The 25281-nt window shown below is 56.5% G+C and carries 18 protein-coding genes; 6 read left to right on the top strand and 12 right to left on the bottom strand.

Translation table 11 applies throughout. The annotated features are described in order from the left end of the window. Nucleotides 1-6 precede the first annotated feature (6 nt). From Q31a_RS03405 to Q31a_RS03375, 7 genes are all read right to left on the bottom strand, one after another. A complete protein-coding gene (locus Q31a_RS03405; protein ID WP_145074001.1) occupies nucleotides 7-573 on the bottom strand; it encodes a hypothetical protein in 567 nt (188 codons plus the stop codon). After that, entirely contained in the window at nucleotides 525-1763 is a 1239-nt protein-coding gene (locus Q31a_RS03400) for a prepilin peptidase (RefSeq protein ID WP_145073998.1), read from the bottom strand. The genes Q31a_RS03405 and Q31a_RS03400 overlap by 49 nt, the downstream gene beginning before the upstream one ends. A 153-nt stretch (nucleotides 1764-1916) precedes the next feature. Further along, nucleotides 1917-2447 (bottom strand): shikimate kinase, encoded by a 531-nt coding sequence (locus Q31a_RS03395; RefSeq protein ID WP_145073995.1) that lies wholly within the window; start codon nucleotides 2445-2447, stop codon nucleotides 1917-1919. 10 nt (nucleotides 2448-2457) lie between these two features. Then, the gene (locus Q31a_RS03390) at nucleotides 2458-3003 is read right to left on the bottom strand and encodes a peroxiredoxin family protein (protein WP_145073992.1); all 546 of its coding nucleotides are present in this window, start codon (nucleotides 3001-3003) and stop codon (nucleotides 2458-2460) included. A gap of 222 nt (nucleotides 3004-3225) precedes the next feature. Further along, entirely contained in the window at nucleotides 3226-3723 is a 498-nt protein-coding gene (locus Q31a_RS03385; RefSeq protein WP_145073989.1) for a SixA phosphatase family protein, read from the bottom strand. A 516-nt stretch (nucleotides 3724-4239) separates the two neighbouring features. Beyond that, on the bottom strand, nucleotides 4240-6852 hold the full coding sequence (locus Q31a_RS03380; protein ID WP_197356144.1) for a DUF1553 domain-containing protein: 2613 nt from the start codon (nucleotides 6850-6852) through the stop codon (nucleotides 4240-4242). A 123-nt stretch (nucleotides 6853-6975) separates the two neighbouring features. Further along, nucleotides 6976-7959 carry an aldo/keto reductase gene (locus tag Q31a_RS03375; RefSeq protein WP_145073983.1) on the bottom strand — a complete coding sequence of 328 codons (984 nt, stop codon included), beginning with the start codon at nucleotides 7957-7959 and terminating at the stop codon, nucleotides 6976-6978. A gap of 202 nt (nucleotides 7960-8161) precedes the next feature. On the opposite strand from Q31a_RS03375, the gene Q31a_RS03370 reads away from it, so the two are divergent. Further along, nucleotides 8162-8356 (top strand): hypothetical protein, encoded by a 195-nt coding sequence (locus Q31a_RS03370; protein ID WP_145073979.1) that lies wholly within the window; start codon nucleotides 8162-8164, stop codon nucleotides 8354-8356. Nucleotides 8357-8377: 21 nt separating this feature from the next. On the opposite strand, the gene Q31a_RS03365 is transcribed toward Q31a_RS03370, so the two are convergent. From Q31a_RS03365 to Q31a_RS03355, 3 genes are all read right to left on the bottom strand, one after another. Next, nucleotides 8378-9679, bottom strand: coding sequence for a glycosyltransferase family 4 protein (locus tag Q31a_RS03365; RefSeq protein ID WP_145073976.1), 1302 nt, complete (start codon nucleotides 9677-9679; stop codon nucleotides 8378-8380). 310 nt (nucleotides 9680-9989) lie between these two features. Next, complete coding sequence (locus tag Q31a_RS03360; RefSeq protein ID WP_145073973.1) at nucleotides 9990-10997, bottom strand: AAA family ATPase; 1008 nt, start codon at nucleotides 10995-10997, stop codon at nucleotides 9990-9992. A 70-nt stretch (nucleotides 10998-11067) separates the two neighbouring features. Next, nucleotides 11068-14163 carry a glutamine amidotransferase gene (locus Q31a_RS03355; RefSeq protein ID WP_231691049.1) on the bottom strand — a complete coding sequence of 1032 codons (3096 nt, stop codon included), beginning with the start codon at nucleotides 14161-14163 and terminating at the stop codon, nucleotides 11068-11070. A gap of 287 nt (nucleotides 14164-14450) precedes the next feature. Between Q31a_RS03355 and Q31a_RS03350 the strand changes: the two genes are divergently transcribed. Continuing rightward, nucleotides 14451-15644 carry a Gfo/Idh/MocA family protein gene (locus tag Q31a_RS03350; RefSeq protein ID WP_231691048.1) on the top strand — a complete coding sequence of 398 codons (1194 nt, stop codon included), beginning with the start codon at nucleotides 14451-14453 and terminating at the stop codon, nucleotides 15642-15644. Nucleotides 15645-15794: 150 nt separating this feature from the next. Here the strand turns inward: Q31a_RS03350 and Q31a_RS03345 are convergent, their stop codons facing one another. Further along, nucleotides 15795-16085 carry a hypothetical protein gene (locus Q31a_RS03345; RefSeq protein ID WP_145073970.1) on the bottom strand — a complete coding sequence of 97 codons (291 nt, stop codon included), beginning with the start codon at nucleotides 16083-16085 and terminating at the stop codon, nucleotides 15795-15797. A 233-nt stretch (nucleotides 16086-16318) separates the two neighbouring features. Here Q31a_RS03345 and Q31a_RS03340 point away from each other — a divergent pair, with 233 nt between their 5' ends. Further along, nucleotides 16319-16789, top strand: coding sequence for a hypothetical protein (locus tag Q31a_RS03340; protein WP_145073967.1), 471 nt, complete (start codon nucleotides 16319-16321; stop codon nucleotides 16787-16789). A gap of 47 nt (nucleotides 16790-16836) precedes the next feature. Here the strand turns inward: Q31a_RS03340 and Q31a_RS03335 are convergent, their stop codons facing one another. Beyond that, entirely contained in the window at nucleotides 16837-18582 is a 1746-nt protein-coding gene (locus tag Q31a_RS03335; RefSeq protein ID WP_231691047.1) for a TolC family protein, read from the bottom strand. A 233-nt stretch (nucleotides 18583-18815) separates the two neighbouring features. Between Q31a_RS03335 and Q31a_RS03330 the strand changes: the two genes are divergently transcribed. The 3 genes from Q31a_RS03330 (at nucleotide 18816) to Q31a_RS03320 (ending at nucleotide 25178) form a co-directional block, all read left to right on the top strand. Beyond that, nucleotides 18816-20171 (top strand): efflux RND transporter periplasmic adaptor subunit, encoded by a 1356-nt coding sequence (locus tag Q31a_RS03330; RefSeq protein ID WP_231691046.1) that lies wholly within the window; start codon nucleotides 18816-18818, stop codon nucleotides 20169-20171. Between the two features lie 19 nt (nucleotides 20172-20190). Further along, nucleotides 20191-23343, top strand: coding sequence for an efflux RND transporter permease subunit (locus tag Q31a_RS03325; protein ID WP_145073964.1), 3153 nt, complete (start codon nucleotides 20191-20193; stop codon nucleotides 23341-23343). A 221-nt stretch (nucleotides 23344-23564) separates the two neighbouring features. Further along, on the top strand, nucleotides 23565-25178 hold the full coding sequence (locus tag Q31a_RS03320) for a peptide chain release factor 3 (protein ID WP_145073960.1): 1614 nt from the start codon (nucleotides 23565-23567) through the stop codon (nucleotides 25176-25178). The last annotated feature ends 103 nt before the right edge of the window (nucleotides 25179-25281 follow it).

Below are 25281 nucleotides of genomic sequence, written 5' to 3'. Positions count from 1 at the left end.
AGTCCACTATCGGCCAAAGGTTAGCCGCTCACTCCAGTGAGAGGAGACTGCTGGATATTTTCCATAAAATCGTTTGATAAAATGCCTTCCAGCCCAGTCTAGACAATGTTGCTGCCAGCCCCAGCGGGTGAGGATTCGATCACTGATGCGATCATTCGTTACATGACAAACAATCGCCTGTGATTGTTTGAGGCGGGCGATCTCATCCAACACCAAGGCGCCAGCGTAAAGCGTTCCCATGCTCGTGGCTGGTCCTGAGTGTACATAACTAAGCGTAATGAACCCAGGTGCCCCCCAAGGAATGTGGTAGTACAGCTCACAGCGATCGCGACAAACGGGACGAAAATTCATATCCCACAGAACTTGCATCATATTGCCACAATGGGGCCACCAGCGGCCACACACCGATCGCAAGCGACCGTACTCCACAATAATCTTGCCTGATCTGCGAGCACGTAACAATTCGTGGTCCGCTGCAATATTCTTGACCGAGCGCAAACCAATCCCAGCTACGCCCAAGTCGCTTAGTAGCCCCCGAGGCCGAGCGTCTGCTTGACTAGCCGCCAGATCCATAACATGACTCCCATCAACACCACACAGGCAACAACAATCCCCAAGATGATTCCTCCGAGTTGGAAAACGGGCTCCGCCCAACCAATCCAGAACGAATTCCAGTAAACCAGCAAGACGACGGTCGCCGCGCACAAATAGGGGCCGTAGGGCGTGGCGGTTTCCCCCGTCAGCATCCATCTCACCAAGACAAACGCGATGGAAATCAGCGGAGCCAGGAAGAACACGATCAGGCTTGGATGCCAGCCGATATAGGTACCGATCATGGCCATGAGGGTCACATCGCCAAAGCCGAGCGCTTCCACTTGCAGCCCCCAGCTGGCAGATAATCGGACCGCCCAAGTCACTCCGCCGGCAAAGGCCAACCCCATCAGACTGCTCAGCAGGTAAGACCAACGAGGAATTTGCTGCATCCAAGCCAAAGTGATTCCGCCCGCCAACAAGATTGTGATCGCTAGGACAGGGATCCAAATGGTGCGATGCCGGAACATTCTGGCCCAAAAATACTGCACACCCTTGGCAATTCCACGACGAGAAATCCAACGTCGGTCTAACAAGGCAAAGCCCCAAACCAGCACGATGGCCAGGGCATACATCAAGCCCCACGTTCCATTCCAACTGGCTGGCCAGGCATCGGGAAAGCTAGCTTGCAATTCAATCCCGCGTCCGTTCAGAGGCAACCAAGCCGGAGCTAGGGCAGCGCCGGCCAGGCCGATAAGCGTTCCGGGAACCGTCACATAATCGGGGATCGATTGTTCGTCAAAATCGATGAACGTGGCAACGGTCATCAACCACAGCAGCACGAAATGTCCTGCGAATTGCCAGTGGAGTTGCTCTGGCGAAATCCCCAGTGCGGCCGGCTTGAGCCCCAAGGCACCGCCACTGATATAGAAGTGATAGTACCAAGCCGAGGCGACGGGAAACAGCAACTCCAGCAGCAGGGGACGCAGCCAAAATCGCCCACTGCAAGTTGAGGATTCGCGGCGTAGTCGCCACCAGCCCCAGCCCGGCAAATGATCCGCCCACGAGCGAGCAGCTGCTCCCTGAGGCGGTTTGCTCCATGGCCCCAACGCTCGACGATGATAGGCCCAGTTGTAAATCGCCCAATTCGCGAAACGGGCCGCCAAGATTGCGATCAAGGCAACGCAGGCAATCCGCGCCGGTAGGGGCAATGCGATGAATCCGCTCAGCACCAGAGTTCCTTAGTAGATGCGTGGAACTGAGGCGATCCACCTCGCGGCGCCCCGCAAAGTTCGCACTCAACAAGAGCGCTCACCAACAGGTCACGGGCGAGGAAAGGCCAGCAGTTCCCCATGCCTCCATGCATCCACCATTCGGCCCATCCGCTAGGCCGGAGAATTTACCCAAAGCAAAATCTCAGCCTTAACCTCATCGGGTGTTTTACCGTCCGTATTTACAATCCTTTGGGCCAACTGACGATAAATGGGTTCTCGGATCGCCAAAATCTCAACAACTTCCGCATAACCCCCCTGATCGGTCAAGTCGGGTCGTCGGTCTCCAGAATGGGCATCTCCTACAATCCGCGCATACAACAATTGCGGATCCCCTTGCAGCCAGATGCACTGCCCCGTGCGGGACAAGACCTCTCGATTCGATTGGCGCAGAACCGCACCACCACCGAGTGCCACCACTGCCGGGGAGGTAGCGCTGGAGCTGGCAACACTCGCGATCGCTTGCGACTCGCGATCTCTAAATCCAGCCTCCCCCTCGCTAGCGAAAATCTCCGCAATGGAGCGTCCCGCCGCTTGCTCGATCAAGTCGTCGGTATCTACAACCTCACGGCCAAGCTCAGCCGCCAAGCCACGCCCGACCGTCGATTTGCCGCAACCTCGATAGCCAATCAAATAGATATGCATGAGATCTGAACTACTTACTGGCTTTCGATTCAACGCCGAGCTCTTTGAGTAGCTTGGCCAAATCTTGGCCATGGGATTCAGTCGACACTTCATCCAAAATGGCAGCGATTTTCCCATCCTTGCCAATCACAAAGGTAACGCGGTTGGCCATATTCTTACCTTCACGCAGCACGCCAAACATGCCCGCATTTTGCCCCTTGGGGTCACACAGAATGGGGTAGTCCAAATCGAGACTCTTAGCGAAGTCACCGTTCACTTTCACGGTATCGGTGCTAGCCGTGAAGTAAGCGACATTGAATTTCTTGAGCTGCTCCCCCGACTCCTTCATCGACTTGCACTCTTTCGTACAGCCGCCGGTAAAGGCCTTGGGGAACCAAGCTACAATTACCGCTTGTTTATCTAGGAAGTCCTTGGCTGCATACGTTTTTCCATCACTCCCCTGCATGACAAACTCTGGTGCTTTGTCGCCAACCTTGAGCGCCTCGGCAGCCCGCAATCCGGTGAATCCAACGCTCAAACTTAGAGCACAAGCAAGCAAACGGGTAAAACGCAACATTTGAGTAGGTCCTTGTAAATACATTGAAATCGTGACTCTTAGGCTCTGCTTCCACACACTCGCGGGCATCTACCCGGCGAGCAACTAAATTTGTCGAGGCACCGCTGAGGCGACAAGCACCATGGACGAGCGGGCCAACTAGCGGGCCTAAGACACTGGAGAACTCGCAGCCTCGTCCACGGACACACTCTCAATTCAAATCTGGAGCAAGCGCTCGGTGCGTCAGCCCGCCTCCAAATCCCGCGGCTTCCAATAATCTACCAGATGCCAGGGTTGCTGCGTCAGTGAGCTGTGCCAAGAATCTGCAGCGGATTGCAGAATGACCACGGCGGCCGTCGGAAGCTCGACATCATCGTCGCAGAGCATAGACGCAAACAGACTCAGTCCGGGATTGTGGCCAATAATCATGGCTGACTGCCACGTATCATGGAGCGCATCGACATGCTGCTTCAACTCAGCAGGGGTCGCCAAGTAGAGATCGCGTTCGGTGGATACCGCCGTCTCTGTTGCCCAGCTCTCCTGTAGCAATTCCAACGTTTGTTGCACGCGGACCGCAGAGCTCGCCAAGATAATATCGACCGAGATGCCATGGCTCAGCAATTGTCCGGCCATGAGCGGAGCAGCCCGACGCCCGCGCGGATTGAGTGGGCGATCGTGGTCGGTCCTGTCGCCCTGCGTCCAGTCGCTCTTGGCGTGACGCATTAAAATGAGAGTCCGCATGCCGCTACCACCGCAAATGCTTCGAAATTGCCAAGTCTATTTGGCTCGAATTGTAGCAGAAATCGCTGGCGTCAATCCACCGCGTCAGGAAACGCAGCACGACGCGCTTCCAGCCAACCCACCTAGCCCCCTAGAGAGCACCCACTCCACTCGCAGATAACTGCCGGTTCGACAAGCTGCTTCGGCAAGCCGCTTCGACCGTGCACCCCAACGGCATAGCCTGGGCCGCAGCGGCAAATTGAAATAGCAGCCCACGGCGTGCCGGTTTAATGAAATAGTAACCCGCTGCGTGACGGGCTGTTGATTTAATAGCGTCTTGAGTTTTAACGCGGAGGTTGCGTCCCAAACTGCCTTCTAGCGGCAACTATCTTTCCTTGCTCACGCGGCGGGTTACTATTTCGACAGCCCGGTGAGCAAGGAACGGTGGTTGTCGCTACAGGGAAACTAATGGGACGACCGCCGCGCTGAACCTAAACTCACGCTTCAATCAACATGCCGTCCGGCGGCAAGTTGCGCTCAATGAGAAAATAAGAATTCAGGACTGGTCATCAGACTCCATAGCAGATCCTCGTACGCTTCACGCCGAGAACCTTCGGATGCTGTGGAGGACCGCAGCAAAGCCAGGAGTCGCCGGCGTTCCTCCTCGGAGGGGAAGCGGGACAATGCGGACAAGTATGCCGCTTCGACCACTTGCTCAATGGGCGTCTGCTCGCGTATCCAGTCCCCAACAATACACTTCTCATCGCTCAATTTATCGTTGATCGTGTCACCGTTATTCAGATGCAAGGCTTGAACGACCGTCGACTGATCGCTCCGCTCACACTCGCAGGTGATGCGACGTTGATTGCGACCAAAGGTTTTCAAAAAATAGTTGGCCACCGCCGAATCGTACAGTTCTAGGGAACGCGTTCCAGCGGGATAGAACTCCGTCGCTTTTTTATCCGCACCGGAGAATTCAATTTCGGTGAAGGAACTGGGAACTCCGGTAACCGACACGATCCCATCATGCAAGACTTCAGCCATCAAACGTTGAGGGTAATAGTGACTGTAGAATCGTTGATCGCTGGCGTTCTCGGCGATCACTTGGCTGGACCGTTGGTAAACCTGCGAATTCATGATAACCCGCATCAACGCTTTCAAATCGTACTGGTTCTCAAGTAGGAAATCTGCCAGCCGATCAAGCAGTACTTCACTACTAGCAGGATTGCTAACTCGCAAATCGTCGACCGACTCCACCAAGCCAACTCCCATAAAATTGGCCCACACACGATTGGCGATCGAGCGTCGAAAATTCTCGTTCTCAGGACTGGTCAACCAATTCGCCAAGGCAATGCGACGATCCTCCACAGCATCCATGGGAATCGCTTCCGCATCCAGTGGACGCGGCTGTTGGGGTTCCCCGCGTGAGGGCTGAATCAAATCTCCTCGATCGAGCACGATTAGCGTTCGTTTACCATCGCCATTGCGACTGTCTCCCCCCCAGCCCTTGGCTCGCACCCGAGAATAAAGATTGGCCATCGCGTAGTACTGGTCATTAGTCCATTTCTCGAGGGGATGATTGTGGCACTTCGCGCAACCGATCGAGAGTCCCATGAAGGCTTGGCACGTATTCTCTGTCAGACTTTCCGCATCTTGATGAATGGCATAGAAATTCGTCGCCCCCTGCTCAAGGCTCTCCCCCTTGGCCGTCACAATCTCGCGCACAAAATGATCCCACGGTGTATTTTGCTCAACCTGCTGGCGTATCCAGCTGTAAAACGCTGCCACCGCGTCGGGGCGCAACAGATTCCCATTCACAAGGAGCAGATCCGACCACTTGTAGGACCAATAGTCGACGTAGCCCTCGCTGGCGAGCAAGCGATCGACCAATTTCTGACGCTTGGCTGGATCGGTGTCTGCCAGGAATTGACGCACCTCCGAAGCGGTGGGGAGTATCCCCGTAGCATTGAGCGTCGCTCGCCGCAGGAACGTGGTATCGCTACAGCCAGCGGAAGGGGCCAATCCGAGTGCCTTCCATTCGTCCAACAATATTTCATCGACGAAGTTGGCCTGGCGAAAATCTTCGTACGCCGCCGCTGGCAAGGCTGCTTGATAGGGGACGATCACCGACGCAATCTCAACTCGACTGGAAAACCAGACGACAATTGCCCCTTTACCCGCCCCCAGTACTCGGACCCGCCCCGTTTCGTCCACCTCTGCCACGGTCTCATTCGCAGAGCTGAACTTTGCCCAGTGGGTCACATCCTCGGTACGGCCGTCGCGATAGTGTGCTCGGACTAGCAATTGTTGAACGTCTTCTGGCGCTAACCGCAATTGACGGGGAAGTACTTCAACGCGCTCGAGCTCCGCATCCTCATCCTGTGGCCCCGGTGAACCGGCTGCGATCCAATCGGCCAAAACGCGGTAGTCACGGCTCCCCTGCTTAAAACGCTCGCCTCCCTTGTGGGGAATTAGCCCGGTTGGCTTCGCGAGCAAGAGGCTTCGCCCGGGATCGGCTGGCTCGATCCGGCGGCCACGATCTTGTCGCGCCACCGTGAAATGATCTGCAATGCTATCGTAGCCATGCAGCGAGAGACGAAATCCGCCCTTGCCTGACAAGGCACCGTGGCAGGCGCCGCTGTTGCATCCCTGCCGAGCCAAAATCGATTGCACATGGGCATTGAACTGCCATTTCACAGGCTCGCTGGCCCCTGTCACCTCAACCGGAACTCGCAATTCTCCAGGCCGGCCGTCAACTTGGACAACCAATTCGGTCTGTCCGTCCGACACTCCGTACACGACTCCCTCAATCACTTGGGCAATCCCAGGGTCGACGCAATGCAGTCGTAGGCTCTCGGTAATCTGCTCGCCCACTAGGTTTGCACCCGGTGCTAAGTCGACTTCCTGAACCAGCACCCGTGAGGTAGCTTCGGCCCCCGTCAGGTCAATCTGCGCGGGAAAGACTCGGAAAGCACTGGCAGCAGGCACTTCTGCCGCCCCGCCTGCCGTAGTCACCTCTGCAGCCAAGGCAAGCGGCATGAGCCACCAGCCGATGCACATTCCCGCCAGGGAAATAAGGGGCTGTATCCGCGGAATAGCATGCAGCCGTTCGGCATGCAGTCGAACAGAGTCTGGGCGTCTTGGAGCCATGGCCATAGCGATCGTTACTCGAAGATTTCGCAAAATCCCAATCAGGAAGGAAACCTCCTATCTTAGTCGAATTCAGCAGCCCACGGTGCAGTATCCTCCGCGGAAAATCTGTCCTGGTGAATCTCAGAATCCCATCCGCAGGGCTTGCTGGTGCCCGGATCGCAATTGCTCGATCGTTTCCAGTTCTTCATCCGTCAGCACCCAATCGCCAGCTTTCACGATCTCGGCAACCTGGGACGGACGACGTGCACCAACGATGGCACTGGTTACCTCGGGACGCCGCAAAACCCAAGCGATGGCTAATTCGGCCATGGATCTTCCATGCCGAGCAGCCATTGGTTTCAAGCAATCGATGAGGCCCAAGTGGGCTTCGATTTGAGGTGGTTGAAAACGGGGATCGCGTGAACGATGGTCATTCTGCGGCAAATTGGCGGCGCGTTCCAAGCTGAACTTGCCCGTCAGCAACCCCTTGTACATAGGGCTGTAGCACACCACCCCAACTTTATGCTCGGCGCAGTAGGGCAGAATCTCCTTCTCAATCTCCGTGGTCAGCAAACTATAGGGAGGCTGCAGGGAAGCGACGGGGTGGATGGCCTGCAAGCGGGCGAGCTGGGCAACGCTGTGATTCGAAACGCCAATCTCACGGACCTTCCCTTGCTGCTTGAGGTCGACCAACGTCTGCCAGCCCTCCTCGATATCGCAGTCCGGTTCTGGCCAGTGCATCTGGTAAAGGTCGATGCAATCGATCCCCAATCGCTGGAGACTCGCCTCGCATTCGGCGATAATGCTATCGCGTTTGAGCACCTTATCGATCGCTCGATCTTCTCGCATCACCCGACCGCACTTGGTGGCCACGATCGGTCGACGACTGGGCCCCAGCTCTCGCAACGCCTGACCGACGAGAGCCTCAGAGGCTCCCCCTCCATAGACAGCCGCCGTATCGATCCAATTGATGCCCAGATCGACGGCAGCAATAATCGCGTCAATGGCCTCCCGCTCATCCTGGTCGCCCCAGCCGAAACTCCAATCTCCGCCTCCGATAGCCCACGAACCAAAGCCGATGGTGGTCAGTTCCAAACTACTGTTTCCAAGTCGTCGCGTCTGCATGCGCCTCGATGCTCCTGAAGGTATGGGCCATGTGTCTGTGCATCTTCAGTCTACCGCGGGTGCCCTCGTTTTGCACGGGCCAGAGATTCCCCCCTACCGGCATAACACCATCTTTTTGCCTAAGATTCCTGCGTCATGCGATACCATGTGCTAGAGTTCCCATGAAGCTTGCGGTGGCTGCAAGCCGAAACAGGAGGATACTATGGAAGCAAACTTAACTGTCGCATCGGCATCAGCGATCCAACAATCTCGTGTTAGCAACGAGGCTGCTCTGGCTGTCGCCCAAAAATCGCTCAAAGTTCAACGTCAGCAGGGAGAGGCTTCGGTGGACCTGGTAAAACAGGTCGCGCAGCTCACGGCCCAGTTGACTTCCGGACACATTGACGTCCAACTCTAGCCAGCGAATCCCCTGACGCAGTCATTGCGTCAGTTGTTGCAAGAGCTGTGCCATCCGTTCGGCCTCATGGATTGTCGTCGAGTGCGCGAACACGCGCCGACGTCCTTCTGCGCCCAAGGCCCGCGCTGCAGGCAAATCAGCCAGCACCTGTTCGAGTCGTTCCGAAAGCTCTGCGGGCGATTCGGGATCAAAGAGGTGCCCTCCCGCATGCTTGGCGTGCAGTTCTGGAAATGCCCCGTGCGCCGGTTGCACATACGGGACTCCAGCCGCAAGTGCCTCGAGCACAAACAGCCCTTTGGGTTCCTGGTAAGAAGTTGGCACGCATAGAACGTCGATCGATTGCAAGAACTTGAGCTTTCCCGCTCGATCGACACTACCCGCATAATCCACCGAACCCGCCAAACCGGCCTCCGCCAACTTGTCGAGTTGCTCTTGCCAGTACTTGGCATGCTGTGGGCCAAGCCACCCCGCAATGGCAAGCCGCGCGGTTGGCACCACACCGCGTCGACGCAATTCAATGAAAGCGTCAACGAGCAAGTGCAGCCCCTTTTCCGGCGCGAGCCTCGCCAAGTACCCTACGGACGGAGGACGCGTCGCCAAGCCTTGGTCCGCATCCAGACCAACGGGCAGGTGAAAGTCAGCCACGTCAATCGATAACGGGTGGATGGCCAACCGCTCCGGCGGAAAGTGCAACATAGCTTGCATTCGCTGGCCATAGTCACGGCTGTGCACAACAAACCGATCGACTTGCTGCGCTAGTCGACGAAGTTCAACTAAGGCACGCTCTCGGTAGGGCGGCGGCAGCCCATCGTAGAAAATATCGTCCCCCTGCAAAACCACCACTACCGGGCATTTCAACTGCCGCTTAATCTCCGGAGCACACCCCGCGATCAACAGGTTGGAGAAGACGACAACGTCGGGCCGCTCCGTATTCAGCCATTTGCAAAGTCGACGAACCTCCTTGCGTTGATTCCCGTCCATCCCTTTCAACATAGAGACGGTCAGTGGCCCCAAGTTTCCTGCCGAGGTCCCCATCGCTCGTGATGCAATCCAATTCACCAACTTGGGCGAACTCAAAAAGCGATCGAGCCAGTTGGGAAGCCAGCGAAACACTGGATTGGCTTGCTGCAAATAGACATTCAAGCCTCCGTAGAAAAGCTGATCCCTCGCCACGCTGGCCTCATCGGTCAAGATCGGCGTATAGGTGGGAACCAGCAGCGTATCGTGCCCCAGGGCGATCAACGCTTTGGCCAAAGCATTGTCATGCAGACAACTGCCGCAATACATTCCAGCCGCACCGGCTGTCAAATAGACGATTTGCAACGTGACTCTTTCGCTAACAATTCTCTGCAGCGCAGGCCGCAGAGTGACGTATACGGATTCGCCTAAGCAAGGAATTCAACACCCATCTCTACCCGGCTGGTTAATTGAAGGGCGCTTTCATATTGCACCGCCAAGGTAGCCCCCCAATTCACGCTACAGCGGCAACCACACTCCCTTGCTCACCACCTGGCCGATATCGCAACTTGTCAACTCAGGAAAGCTGGATTGGGCGGCTGCCACGGGAGGGAGTGGCGATATTGGCATCGGGACTGCCAATGCGACGTTCGCCAACCAGCTCTGCCCTAATGGGCTAGTTGCTTGCCTTCTCTGGAACTTTTTCCAATATTTCCAGCAAGACTTGGTCCGGCTCGATGCCTTCCGCTTGCGCCTCAAAGTTGAGCAAGACCCGGTGCCGCATGCTCGGTAGAAACACCCGTCGGACATCTTCAAAACTGACGTTAAACCGACCGTCGAGCAAAGCGCGAACCTTAGCGGCCAAGGCCAACGTCTGAGCGCCACGCGGGCTACTCCCCCAGCGGACATACTGATTCGTAACCTCTTGAGCCAATTCACCTGCGGGGTGAGTCGCCAACACCAAGCGAACGATATAGTCCTGCACGTGGGTCGCGAGGATAACTTCGCGAACCAATTTCTGCCAACGCTGAATCTCTTCACCATCCATAATCTTATTGGTGGCAATCTTCACTCCGCGCGTCGTGCGGTCGACGATCGTATTCAATTCTTCGCGGGTGCTGTAGCCGACAACCAGCTTGAACAAAAATCGGTCGAGCTGTGCTTCCGGCAGTGGGTAGGTCCCTTCCTGCTCGATGGGGTTTTGAGTTGCCAATACAAAGAAGGGCTGATCGAGTACAAAGCGATTACCGGCCACGGTGACGGTCCCTTCCTGCATGGTTTCAAGCAGGGCAGATTGCGTCTTGGGGGTTGCACGGTTGATCTCGTCCGCCAGGCAAATCTGCGTAAAGATCGGCCCCTTCTGAAACTCAAAGACTTTGCGACCATCGTCGCGTTCCACGATCATGTTGGTGCCCAAAATATCGGCGGGCATCAGATCAGGAGTGAATTGCACGCGACTAAAATTCAAGCTCAGCGCTTCCGCCAAGGTTCGCACCAACATCGTCTTACCGAGCCCGGGAACCCCTTCCAACAAGCAATGCCCACCGACAAACATGCTGGTCAAAACACCATGCACGATTTCGTCATGCCCAACGATTGTCTTACCAATCTCATCGCGTACAGCCATATAGCGAGTGCGAAACTCATCGGCTTGCTGCTGCATTTTCTCGGCAACGTTTTCCATGGAGCATCTCTATGTAATACCAGTATCGGTGAATTCGAAATCGTCGTTAATTTCGCGTGTACTGTCAAATCTATTTTTCTTCGTGCTTCTTTTTCTGCTGCGCTGCCTTCTTGGCGGCTAGCAGCCGCGACGTATACCCTGCTTGCTGTGGTTCAGCCGCCAAGTTAGTCGCCGAACTAGTCGTCTCCGCACCCGGTGCAGCACCGGCTTGTGCCGATGCCTTGCCTCCCATCGCTTGCTCCAGCGCATCCTGCTCTGCAGGGGATTCCGATTCGAAACGCGTGCTAGCGCGAGCGCTTCCCAACTCATCGGAAACTTCTGTTTTGGTGTTCCGCAAGCGAGCTAGGCTTGCCTGTCGGACGGCGTCTTGCTGGGTTACCCCAGGCCGCAATTTTCGGTACCACCATTTGAACGGATAGGCATAATCCAACGAGACGCGCCGCACCAGCACATCCCCAAACAAGCAAACGGCCCCGAACATGAGGCACCAGGGCCAAATATCCTGCATCGTCATCGCTCGGGGCAAGCCTGGACGATAGACGTCATGCTTGAGCAACTCTTGAAAGCTTTGTTGGTCCAGGGGCGCTGAGAGATGCCCAGGCTGACCTCCCTGCGGCTCTAACTCAGCCAACCCCTGAAGCATTGTCAGGTTCGTAGGCTTGATGCGATATTCGTCTGAAAACGGCACACTGGCGCCCGTCGTCACCGGGGCCATGCCAGGCCCTGGTAGCATATTGACCAGGTAGCTGCCGGAACCATCGGTGTCAAAGGAACCGATGTATCGACCGGGAGCCACTTGCCGCATGGTCAGCGGCAAGGGTTTCAAGTCGGGCCCAACGGCCACGGCTTGCATGTCCAGAAAATTCAAGAAATCGTCGTTTTGATCTAGCGCATTGACAACCACTTGAACCTGTCCATCGGTGACGTTCGTCGCGATTGAAAACTTCGCATCCGATTCCGTGGGTCGCATGGCCCACCTCACCAACTGGGCAAAGAGCTGGTCGTAACCGCTCCAGTCCGTCCAAGCGCCGGCCCAACGCTTGCCCACATCGCTGGAAAACACGGCAGTGCGTCCAAGACCGTAGGTCCAGGTCGCCAAGACGGCTTGATTTTCCGGTTCGGTGGGATTGCTGGCACGAATCGGCACTTCAACCAACGGACTGTCCTTGATCGAGGTCAGCACGAAGCCCTTGAGATTCGGCAAATCCCGCGAGAGCCCTTGTACGATTTCATGGGGATAGGTGATGCGTGGCATCAGCCCGCCGTCCGGCTCGTAGACCAGGGGGCGAGCCACCCGCATCGCTTCGCGCTGAAAAATCTTAGGCAGTGCCGATGGGTTGGTAGCAACGTAGTAATTGCCGCCGGTCTTCAGGGAGATATCCTGCAAGGTGTTGTGGCCGGCTGGCCCGTGGGCCCCAACGGCCACCGTCGAGATTTTGATCTGATTGCTGGCGAATTGCGTTAGAATGGCTGGCGCGGGTGGGGTGGGATCGCCATCGCTAATAATGATCATGTGCTTGATCGAAGCGGGGGTATTGCTCAAGGACCTCAAGGCCATTTGCATGGCCGGTTGAAAGTCGGGCATATCGCCCGGCGTCATGGCTCGCAATCGGCTGACCATGGCTTGGCGATTGGCCCCCACGCGGAGCATCCCCTGCGCGCCCCCCCACAGCCAAGTATCCCCCAGTGAACTGTAGACCGCCACGCCGCAGTAGTCCATCGGCCCGAGGACTTCCAAAGCGGCCTGACCGATGCGTTTCTGCCAGTAATTTCCTTGCGCAATTTCGGAAGCATGCAGGATCATCGCCAAGGCCCCGACTGCTTCAATCTTGGTATTCTTAATTTGAAAGTCGACCGGCATCGCCTCTTCAACGATCGTATTGGCCCACCCTCCAGCGCCCAACGCGTTGGGCCCTCCCAACATGATCAGCCCTGCGCCAAATTGCTGCGTGTTGGTTACTAGCATCTGCAACTGCTCATCGGTAAAGTTGGCGATGTCCAACGCCGAATCGCCACTGCTCCGCGGAACTCCCGCCAGCACGACGCAATCGTAAACTTGCAACTCGGTGAGCGAAGTGAACAATTGGTTGCTAGGTAACACGTCCACCTCAATCTCGCTTCGGCGGAGCGCTTCGATCAACGGAACAAACTCATTGGGCGCGTTCCAATCTTCGATCAATAGAACTCGGCCTTTGCCGCGCACGTAGGTGAAGGCATCGGCCCGGTTGTTTTGCTGAATCGCATCATCCTCGCGATTCAAAGGCAAGAATTCAGCACGGTAGGTATAGCCAGCGGGTTGTTCAATAGTGTCGGTGATGGGAAAAACGTTGACCTCTTTGTCCAACACCACGTCATCTTCAAAGATCAGCGTCTCGCGTCCACCCACGCTTCGCAGAAGCCGTAGACGGCCATCAACGGGAGCATCCCCAGACTCTTGAAAGCGATTGACAACAATGCGAGTTTCGAAGGGTTGCCCCTGTCGCATACTGGTCGGCAGGACCACTTTTTCAACCAAGATCTCGCTGTTGGCGCTCATGCTGACCGGAACGATGTCAATTCCGATGCCCGCTTCGGAAAGGGCTTGAGCGAGCGCCGTCGCATTACCGAGCGTTTCGTTGCCATCGGTCACAATGACGATGCGTTTGGCAGCATCCTCAGGAAACGATGCTTGCGCAAGCTTGAGCGCCGATTCCAGGTTGGTCGCATCGGTGCGTCCCAAGTAACTTTCAACCCCCGCAACGTGTGGCAGATCATCATCGTAGGGCGGGAATTCAATGGCGGCTTCGCGTCCGAATATGATCAGTCCCGAGCGGTCCCCTCGCTCGTAATTGCGGTGAGCAGCGACGTTCTCGATCGCGTATTCCAACATGATATCCCGCTTCGCCCTCGGAATACTGTCACTCTGATCCAGCAAATAGATCACTGACACAGTATTGCTAATCCAGACCCATTGGATACCGGCCAGAGCGAACACGATGAGCAGGAGTACGAGGGAACGGAAGGTCAATGCGGCCCAACGCCGTCCATTGCCAAGACTGCTCAGCGAGCGAAAGCTGCCCCACCACAGCACTGGAATTAGAATGAGTAATAATAGCGCAAATGGGTACTCATACGAAAACGAGATGTTCCGCATCCAACCGAAAGCGAATTCGAAGTAATTCGACATAGTGCGACTAAAGTGGGCAAGGGCCGATAGGAGTAGCCGCAGTGTACCACATCACGATTCCATGGGTGCGTGGGAGTCACTCCCAGAGGCGTTCGATTTGTGGTAGAACATGCAGCATTATTCCAGGTGGATGCCCTCTTTTCATCCCCTCCCCATTCACACTGGAACGACGAGCATCACGGTCGTTTCCCTGCAGCAATTGGTGCCAGACCGCATCAGGCGACAATCCTTGCAACGCGGGGGCTCGGGCCTACCGCGTCGTTCCCCACCCACGGAGAGACACGAGCATGACCAACGGGCCACTTAATCGCAAACTGAAGATGGGTATGGTCGGTGGTGGCCAAGGCTCCTTCATTGGCAAAGTGCATTCGATCGCAGCCTGCTTGGACAACCGAGCGGAGGTGGTAGCTGGCGCGTTTTCCAGCAATCCGCAGCGAAGCAAAGCCTCCGCCGCAGACTACAATGTCGCCGAGTCACGCGCGTATGGTTCGTACCAAGAGATGTTTGACAAGGAGCGGCAGCTGCCAGAAGGGGAGCGGATCGACTTCGTCACCGTCGCCACCCCCAACCACACTCACTTCGAGATTTCCAAAGCGGCCGTCGAAGCCGGCTTTCACGTCATGTGCGACAAACCCATGACGTTCGATTTGGGACAGGCCGAAGAGCTGGCCGTCCTAGTGGACAATTCGTCCGTCGTCTTTGGATTAACACACAACTACACAGGATACCCGCTCATTCGCCAGGCGCGAGAGATGATCCAAAGCGGCGAACTCGGTGAAATCCAAGCCGTCCGCGCCAATTACATCCAAGGTTGGTTGCGTTCCAAAATCGAAGATTCTGACCAGAAGCAAGCTGCCTGGCGCACCGACCCGAGCAAGAGCGGTGCAGCCGGTTGCTTTGGGGATATCGCTACCCACGCCTACAACCTGGGGCGTTACATGACCGGCCTGCTGTCGGAAGAAATCTCCTGCCACCTACGAACCTTCGTCCCCGGCCGTAAACTCGATGACTACGGCACCGCCCTCATCAAATACGACAATGGAGGATTGGGTACCGTCACGGCGTCTCAGATCAGTCATGGACGAGAAAACGATGTGACGATCGAAATTGATGGCACCAAGGGCTCCCTTTCCTGGGCTCAGGAAAATCCCAATGCAATGCAGGTCCGGGCGAACGGCCAGCCCCATAAGATTTACACCCGGGATCCCAATGCTCCGTACATGCTGGCATCCGGACAAGCCGCTTGCCGGCTGCCCGCCGGACATCCGGAAGCCTTCTTCGAAGCGTTTGCGAATATCTACGCAGCCGCATTCGATGCGATCGTTGCCAAACATTCTGGCGAGAAGGTTGAACGCATCAATACCGTCTACCCCAACGTTCATGACGGAGTGGAAGGCATGCTGTTCATCCAACAATCGGTCGCAAGTAGCCAACAAAATGGTGCGTGGCTGCCCTTCAAGTGCGACCGAGCACGACGCTAACGCGGTGCGGCGGACGGAATTGATCGCCTCGTTGACTCAGCGGGTTGCGTTTGCAATAAGCCGCGAAAATTCGGTCCTCACCGGCCAACTGGCCCCCAGCGGTGGACGAGAAAAAACTCGTCTACCGATGGGAATAGCCTGCCAAGCTTACTAGCGACCAATGGTCGGAGGATTATCGACCAAGAAATCACGGGGACCGCGATTGGTGTAATAGGGATACGCGACTTGCCCACCAGCAGCTGCGGTCGGAGGTGCGTGATGCCCTTGATTGCTACTCAGATAGCGCTGGTAGTCGGAACCACCCCGCTGCCAGCCCATATTGCATGGTCGACAGCCCGTCGCTCCGTTGCAACTATTGCAGTTCTTGTTTCGCAGATTGTGACAGCCTACGCTACACATCATGCTGGTCACTAGCGTCAAACCTAATAGAACACGTTTCATCAGCGTAATCCTTCTGCGCACTCCGCTGGCTGTGCGTGTAAGCCAACTGGGTAATTTCAATATTCGCCTGATCGACCTGTGGCGGTTGCGGGATCGCCGTTGAATACTTGGTCGATAGCCTTCGAATCGGTAAGACCGCACCTACGGAATCGGGAAAACCGGTCGAATTGCTTCACACTGAGTAATCCGCACTGGGAAACGCTGCCCAGTTTCACTATGTTGACACGATTACTATGCTTGCATTTCCCTACGGGAATTCTCGCACCCATCCCTTGATCCACTACTGCGTTGAACCACTCCCGCTTCAGTCGCCCCGCAACCAACTCTGCGCAGAAGGCAACCTCGACGTGTCCGAGCACCAGCAAACAGAGTCCCCATTCGCCGCACCAGAGGCCGTGCGTTTTGGCTTTGGCACCATGTTGATCATGCTGCTAACAGTAGTTGGAGCCGGTGTTGGGTTGTTGATTTATTACGCCTTACGCGTGCCGGCAATCACCTCGGAGCTGAACGCTTGGCTGGGACGTCCGGATGCGATTCGCGATACAGCCGAAGCCCGCAAAGCGCAAGTCATCTTTGCTCTCTTCGTCTACACCGCTCCACTGGGACTGGCCGTTTTCGTCTACGGACTGCACCATGTTGTAAACTGGATCAACCGACTTTCAAAAAGTCGCCACGAGGCAGACGATGAGTTCCGCATGGAATAGCTTCATCCCCCAGCTCCTCCAGCAGACTTCGCTAGCGGAACGCCCCCTTAGGATTCGGCCGTAATTGGCCAACCCAGGGCCCACTGCAATTGAAACTGCGATTGATTGTGATCGACCAGGGCCTTGAGGTATGCCAAGCGAGCGTCCTCCAGAGCGCGCACCGACTGCAACACTTCCAGGGGCAGCCCCTGGCCATCCCGAATTCTGCTGAGGTTGCGTTCGAAGGAATTCTCAGCAAATCCGATCGCCTGCTGCATCAAACCAATTTGCTGCCCCCGATAGAGGACCTCGGCATAGGCGGTGGCAATTTCGCTAGCCACTTGGTCCATGGCGCGTATCTTCTCGTACTTGGCCTGCTCCACCTGCGCATTGGCTTCTCGACGAGCGGCGCGTTCACCGAGGCCAAAGTTCCGCACCTGCCAGGACATAAGGGCGTCGAAGTCCATGCGGTCGTCGACATTGTTGAGGCTGTTGGCCAAGCCACCGCCGAAGCCGGTTGAGCTGAAGCCGAGCAGGACACTCGGCACGAAGGGTGCATATTGCTGGCGTCGATACTGTTCGCAGGCAGCTGCCACCAAAGCCTGAGATTCCTTCAATTCGGGGCGATTGGCCAGCCCGGTCGCGATCAACTGAGACTTCTCCGCGCCGAGGTTCACGAGTTCCAGCGGCAGCAGGGTTGGATCTTGAGGAATAATCGTGGGGCCACCATCGAGACTCAGAACTTGAGCGAGTCGGGCGGAAGTCACTTCGATGCGTTCACGAGCGGAGAGCAAGCGATTTTCAACCATCAACAACTCGGTTTGCACGCGATCGGCATCAGCCTGCAGCCCCTGTCCGGCAGCAGCAAAATCCCCCGTTAACTTGGCCAATTCAGCAGTGCGAAGGCGCGATTCGTCCAAAATGCGCTCCGTTTGGTGCGCGTCGAGCAGTTGCAAGTAGGAAATGGCTGCGTTGCGAAGTTGTGTATTGGTGACTGCGGTCGACGCATGGCCTCGGGCCCAAGCCATTTTCTGCGCAATCTCGGGCTGAAAAATCGCATCGGCCAAGTGAAACTGAGCAACCAATCCGGGCCGAGGCGTGGTACCTGCGCCCACGGCCCCCGAGCCCAAGCCGTACTGGAAGGAATTGCGGTCTATGTCCACGATCCGCCCGTCACTGGCCTGGTAATTGCCATCGTGGCGATGAAAACTGAAGCCAGCTTGCAGGGACGGTAGCCACAGCACGCGAGCTTGCGACAATTGAGCGTAGGCCTCTTGCACACGCCACTGCGCGAAGCCGACTGCCGGGTGCTGCCCCCCTACCATGGCGAGGGCTGTCGGTAGATTCATCTGAATTGCGGAATGTCCGATTCCCACCTGGGACGCACGCTCCTCAACCACCACTTGATCCGAGGGGGAATACGCGGTGGAAGCCACCGGCGGGAGTTCACTGGTTAACGGTGGGACTACCGATATTGCATCGGCGGGCCGTACGGTCGAAGCTAACGAGACGTGGGTGATCGGTTGGGATTGTAGGGATTCTACTGCGGGATCGATGCCCTCTCGCACGGGATGGCGATACGATGCCACCCGAGCTTGAACCTGCGGGTGCTCAGAACCGATCCGGGCAGACTCGAGCGTCACGATCTTTGTGGAGGCCATGAGGGCGGGCGTTGCTACGTCAGCAGGCGAGCTAGCGGCAGCCACTTGTTCATGGACCATCGTTCCGGTTGGCGCGGCTGGCAAAGTTAAGTGTTGCTGGCTGGCGCATCCTGCGCACACCAACAGCCCAAAGCACAAGTGTAGACGGGGCATCCTGCCCTCCTTTTGCTGATTCCAATCGGCGATGCCCCAATGTTACTCCGAACGTGAGGATCATAGTGATTGTGATTCGGCGCGCAGCAGTCGGCATCTCTGCCCGCTAAGCAAGGAAACCGCTAAAACCCTCCAACTCGCTGTCGAGCAAGCATGTAATGCGAACTATACTAGTTTCCGTACCTAGGAGAGCCTGACCAATCGCGTAAAAAATACCGACTGTATCGAACATCATGAGTACGGCATCAGCCATGGCCAAGACCATCCGCAAGCGTTCCCAACTGGTGATGTATTCCGCGACGCTAATGCTCGCAAGTTGCACCCATTCCAGCCTGCCACAAGCCACTTCATCCCCAGCGGAAAAGTCGGCTCCCACCCGAGTGCGTGCGGTCGCTGTTGAGGCGGCCAAGGTTACCCCCACGACCCAACAACCCGCTACGGTTCAGGCCTACTACCGCACGGAAATTCGGGCCAGGGTTTCAGGTTACATCTCGGAGTTAAAGGTCGACATCGGCGACTTCGTAGATCAGGGAGCCCCACTAGCGATCATTGCCGTGCCAGAAATGCAACAGGCAAGAGAGGTTGCCAAAGCTCACATTGAAAAACAATTGGCAGAAGAGCAGGCGGCGATGTCTGGCATCGCACTCGCCAATGCACGAATTCAGTCCGCAGAAGCCAAGCTGGCTCAGACCGAGTCGGAAATTCAGCGAGCCGCTGCAGCGTTGGCTGCGATTGAGGCCGAATTCTCTCGTACCGAAGATCTGGTTGCACGGCGTTCTCTTGAGAATCGAATGCTGGACGAGGTCCGCAAGAAACGCGACTCGGAAACGGCCAATCAGTCGGCCGTGCTCTCCGCCCGCCAATCGGCTGCTGCCGACGTAGTGGTTGCCCAAGCCGAACATGCTGCCGCCGAAGCCGGGGTCTCGGCAGCGAAGGCTGCCACCCGAGTCGCCCAACGACAGCTGGGCGAACTCGATGCGGCAATCGAATACGCGACGCTGCGAGCCCCCTTTGCCGGAGTGATCACGCAGCGTTCGGTCAACCCGGGCGATCTAGTGAGGCAGTCGAGCGAAGTGGGCGTGGGCGCCCCCCTGTTTGTGGTTAGTCAAATCGATCCAGTTCGCGTCCACATTCCAGTTCCTGAAATGCAAGCCGCCAGCATTACGGTCGGCACCACCGCCACCATTTCTTTCCCAAGCTTCCCAGGGGAAGCCAACAGGGAGGCCCCAGTCACTCGCATTGCAGGTGAACTCGATCCGAGCACCCGAACGATGCTGGTGGAAGTTGAACTGGAGAATGCCGACAAGCGATTGTTGCCCGGCATGTTTGGGCAAGCTTCGATCGCACTACCGAGCGACTCACTTACGAACACTCTACCCGCCCGCGCGATTCGCTTCGACGAAAAGGGCCAGGCTTACGTGTATGTGATCGATGAAAATCAAACAGTGAAGAACGTCCCGGTTGGCACTGGTTTTGATGACGGCAAACGGATTGAAGTTACCACGGGGTTAGCAGTCGGAGATCGCGTGATCGACGCGCATCTCAAGCGATTTGCCAACGGTGAAGTTGTTTCCATCCTAGCTGACTGATAACGAAAAGTACGACATCATGGGACTGGTTCAATTTTCCCTTCGAAACCGCTTTACGGTTTTGTCTGCCGCGCTCGCATTGTGCATTTTGGGGGCTGCTGTCATCCCCGGCATCACCATCGACATCCTGCCCGACTTCCGCAAGCCGGTCGTCGTTAGCTACTTCTCCTATCCCGGTCTTCCAACCATGGATATGGAGAAATCGGTCAGCTCCAGGGTAGAGCGTGCGCTGACTCTAGCTGGAAAAATCGAGCACCAAGAGTCGCGCACAATTCCTGGTGCAGCGGTTATCAAAGTCTTCTTCCAGGCCGGAGCCGACCCCAGTTCGGCAATGAATGACATCGTCAACCTGGAAGCCAGCGACATGTTCCACTTGCCGCCAGGGATTGAATACCCTTTCACACTCCGTAGCGAGCCAGCCAACCTGCCGGTGGTGCTAGCGGCGATCTCCGGTGAAGGACTTAGTGAGTCGGAGCTGTACTCCATCGGCTACTATGCCGTACGGAATAAAATGGGAGGACTCAAAGGAGTTCAAATCCCACACCCGTTCGGTGGCAAGTTCCGACAGATGATGGTGTACGTCGACCCCATCAAACTCCAATCACGCAATATTAGCGCCACCCAAGTCGTGGATGCCATGCGCAAATCCAATCTTGTGCTGGCTGGCGGCTCGGCCCGGCTCGATGGCACCGACTACCAAGTCCATCCCCGCAATACGCTACCCACCGTCGAAGACATCGAAGCGGTTCCGATCACCATCCGGAATGGCCGCCCGATCTTCATTCGCGATGTAGGACGCGTCGTCGACGATTCCGCGTTGCAATACAACATTGTGAGAGTCAATGGGAAGCGGAGCGTATATTGCCCGCTGCTCCGAGAACCTGGCGAGAACACGATTGCCGTCGTCGACCGGATCTACGAGGGGATTGCCTCCGAGATCCCCAAGATGAAGGATCGAGGAGACATTCCTGAAGCGACCGAGGTCACGCTCGTCTCCGACCAGTCTCATTACATCCGCAATGCCATGGCCAACTTATACAGCCAAGTTGGTTTGGGAGCACTACTGGTCGCCTGTGTCGTCCTGCTCTTCCTACGGCGTTTCCTACCCACCGTCATTATCGTCACCACCATGGGACTGGCCATCCTGATCGGGGCGTTGGGATTTGCCTTTACCGGTCAGACCATTAATGTCATGACTCTCGGCGGAATCGCTCTGGCCATTGGTACCGTCGTCGACGCTGGCATCGTCGTTGTCGAGAATGTCCTGCGGCACCAACGCATGGGCAAGTCGCCCGCGCAAGCCGCGCTGGACGGAACCCAAGAGGTTTCCGGAGCGATCCTGGCGGGCACCGTCACGACCTTGGCCGTATTCCTGCCTGCAGTCTTCCTGACGGGGATGATTAAGTATCTCTTTACACCACTGTCCCTGGCCGCCACCTTTACGATCGGGGCCTCCTATGTCCTCGCTCTGACCGTCGTTCCCGCCTTCTGCGCCACCTTCATCCGCACCCGCGTCCTCGATAACAAACTCGCCTCCGGCAACTCAGAAGCAGGCGTCCCCGCACAACCCCAAGCGACCGCACAACCACAACAGAGCGGCCTATACACACGCACCCTCCAGAAACTGCTGGCGGCGCCCGGACTTAGCACGTTGGTGATCGTACTGGGTATCGGTGCATCCTTCCTGCTATGGCCCAGTATCGGGACCGAATTGTTCCCTGATGTCGACGCAGGCTCCTTCGAACTCCGCATCAAAACCTTGCCTGGAACCGAACTGCTTGAAACCGAAAAATTGGTGGCTCGACTGGAAAACTCCATCAAAGAAGTCATACCGGAACAACAAATTGAAACCTTGATCAGCAATATTGGGCTGCCCGTCGGTAAGGGTGCCGGATTCTCGACGGTGCTCAGTTCCAATGCAGGACCCGATACCGCCTACATCATCGTAAATCTTAAGCAGGCGAATCGCAGTACAGGCACGCAAGTCTATATTCAACAGTTGCGAAAAAAGCTGTCTGCCGAGTATCCACTAGAACAATTCATGTTCGTCTCGGGTGGGATTGTGAACATGGCGCTCAACGAAGGGGTCCCCACGCCCATCAACGTCCAGGTGTCCGCTGGCTCGCTGGAACAATGCCGCGCTGGTGCCGAGAGTGTGGTCGCCGCGATCCAACACATTCCAGGTACCGAGGATGTGCAAATCGCTCAATCCCTCGACTACCCTCAATTTGACGTCCAAGTGGATCGAACGCGCGCCAAGTATCTAGGAGTCGATCAAGAACAAGTCGCTCACACGGTGCTCACAGCCCTGGGTTCCAGCGTAGGATACGCGTCGACGATCTGGATCGATCCCAATTCGGGAACCGACTTTTTCATGGGCGTACAATACGAATCCAACTCCATCCATTCCTTGGACGAGTTGCACAACATGCCCATTTCGCTAGACACCCCCAACGGTCCAGTTACCATCCCTCTGTCCAACATTGCTACACTTCACCGAGTCAACATTCCAGGTGAAATTGCGCACTACAATATCTCGCGAGTCAACGATGTTCATGTCAACGTATCGGGGCGCGACATTGGTTCCGTAGCTCGTGACGTCGAAGAGGCGTTGGCATCGATCGAGTTCGAAAAGGGAGTCGCAGCGACCATTCGCGGGCCCGTGGAAACCATGCGTTCGGGAATGAGCCTGCTGAGCATCGGCCTAGTCGTCGCTGCAATCCTGGTGTACCTCGTCCTCATGGCGCAATTCCGCTCTTTCGTCGACCCATTGATCATCATGCTGTCGGTGCCACTCGGCCTGGGCGGTGTCCTGCTGGTACTTTACTGCACCAATACCTACCTCAGCATCCAGTCGCTGATGGGGATCTTGATGATGATGGGAGTCGTCGTGAACAATTCGATTCTCTTGGTTGAGTTCGCCAACAAACTTCGCGCGAAGGGTCACACCGCTTACCAAGCGGTTCTGTCGGCAGCTCAAGTACGACTGCGGCCCATCCTGATGACTTCCCTGACGCTAGTCGCTTCCATGCTCCCCTTGGCAATTCAATTCTCGCCTGGCAACGAAGCCATGATCCCACTCGCGCGAGCGCTGCTGGGAGGAATGGTCGTCTCCACCATCCTGACACTGATGCTCGTCCCCTGCGTCTATACCCTCGTGCATCGCGAGTAAGGCGCAGGAAGCTTGGCCCAGCCAGGGAATCCTCAGAGCACGCAGCCGCTCGGCGAGGCCCCAGCCAAGCCACCGGGCACACCAGAAGAAGCCACTTTCTGGGGGTGCGTAATAGGGGGAGGGCTATGCAGTTGCGGTCAATCCGATACCTTGCTGTAGCTTGACACATTCGTAGCTTGGCTGGTCTGAGACATCGGATTGGTAAACCGTGGAGAGGTAACGTGAATCGCACTGTCGATCAGCAGAGAAACCGTCGTAGAACATTTGCCATCATCTCTCACCCCGATGCGGGAAAGACGACGCTCACCGAGAAACTCCTGCTGTTTGGTGGCTCCATTGAAATTGCCGGGGCAGTGCGCGGTCGAAAATCGCAGCGCGCGGCCACCTCGGACTGGATGGAGCTGGAAAAACAACGGGGAATCTCGGTCAGTTCGACGGTGTTGACCTTCGAGTTCGATGATTGCCTAGTGAATCTTCTCGACACGCCGGGTCACCATGACTTTAGCGAGGACACCTACCGCACGTTGATGGCTGCAGACGCGGCGGTGATGGTCGTCGATCAGGCCAAGGGGGTCGAAGCGCAGACCGAGAAACTGTTTCGCGTGTGCGCCATGCGAGGGATCCCCGTCATGACGTTCGTCAACAAGGTTGATCGACCTGGGCTGGCGCCACTCGAAGTCATCGATGAGATTGAAACCAAATTCGGCATCGAAGTGGTTCCCCAGAACTGGCCAGTGGGCGGTGGGCAAGACTTTCGAGGTATCGTGGATCTCCAGCAGGACATGGTCCACTTGTATGACGAAATTAGCAGTAGTCGTCGCGTTGCCAGCCGCCAAGTTCCCTTCAGCGACTTCACTCCCGAAAACTCAGAGGACTTGAACGTAGCAGCCGGTGTGGTGACGAGCACGCGAGACGATGTCGATCTAATCCGTTCCGCGGGCACGCATTTTGACCAAGAACAATTCATGGCGGGCAAGCAGTCCCCCATCTTTTTCGGCAGTGCACTTACGAATATAGGGGTCGAACGCTTCCTGCGTGGATTCTTGAAACTCTGCCCTGTTCCTCGAGATCGCACGAGCAACATTGGTGAGATTTCAGCCAGCCGCGAAGGTTTTGCTGGCTTCGTATTTAAGATCCAAGCCAACCTCGATCCGCGGCACCGGGATCGTGTGGCCTTCGTGCGCGTCTGCGCCGGACGCTTCGAACGCGATATGGAAGCGACGGTGGCTCGCTCCGGTAAGAAATTGCGATTGCCCCGCGCCCTGCGAATTTTCGGGCAGGAACGTGAGACCATGGACGAAGCCTATCCCGGCGACATCATTGGTTTGGTCAATCCTGGTGAATTCCTGCTGGGGGACACGATTTTCCAGGGAGAGCCCTTCCACTACGAAGCACTCCCCCAATTTTCCCCTGAATTTTTTGCCGTATTGAATTGCACCGATACCTCGCGCCGCAAGCAGTTCGACCGCGGGTTGTCGCAGTTGGTGGAAGAAGGGGCGATCCAGATCTTCCACGACCCTCGCTCCACCGTGCGAGAGTTGATCTTAGCAGCAGTCGGGGAACTCCAATTCGACGTCGTCCGCTTTCGACTCGAGTCGGAATACAACACGCAGACATCGCTCAGTTGGCGGTCCTTCAAATTGACCCGTTGGATCGAAGGCCTCAATGACGAAGTCACGACACTCAAACTGCCCTACGGCGCTAAGCGAGTGCGCGATCAATTTGGTCACGATGCAGTGCTGCTGCAAACCGAATGGGATGCCAATTTCGTCGAGCGTGAAAACCCGAAACTACGATTCACTTCCATGCGCATGCTGGGGGCCTCCGAGCACTAGGGCTGGAAATTTCGGACCGGCGCGGCTACTGAGTTGCGCCCCCGAAAGCCACTGCCGCGATCCTCACCAGCCACGACTCTTGGGCAACAGCTGGGAATCCAAT

The organism is Aureliella helgolandensis, assembly GCF_007752135.1.
GTDB lineage: Bacteria > Planctomycetota > Planctomycetia > Pirellulales > Pirellulaceae > Aureliella > Aureliella helgolandensis.
The sequence above is the reverse complement of the archived record's forward strand: the minus strand, read 5'-3'. Positions and strand labels throughout refer to the sequence as shown.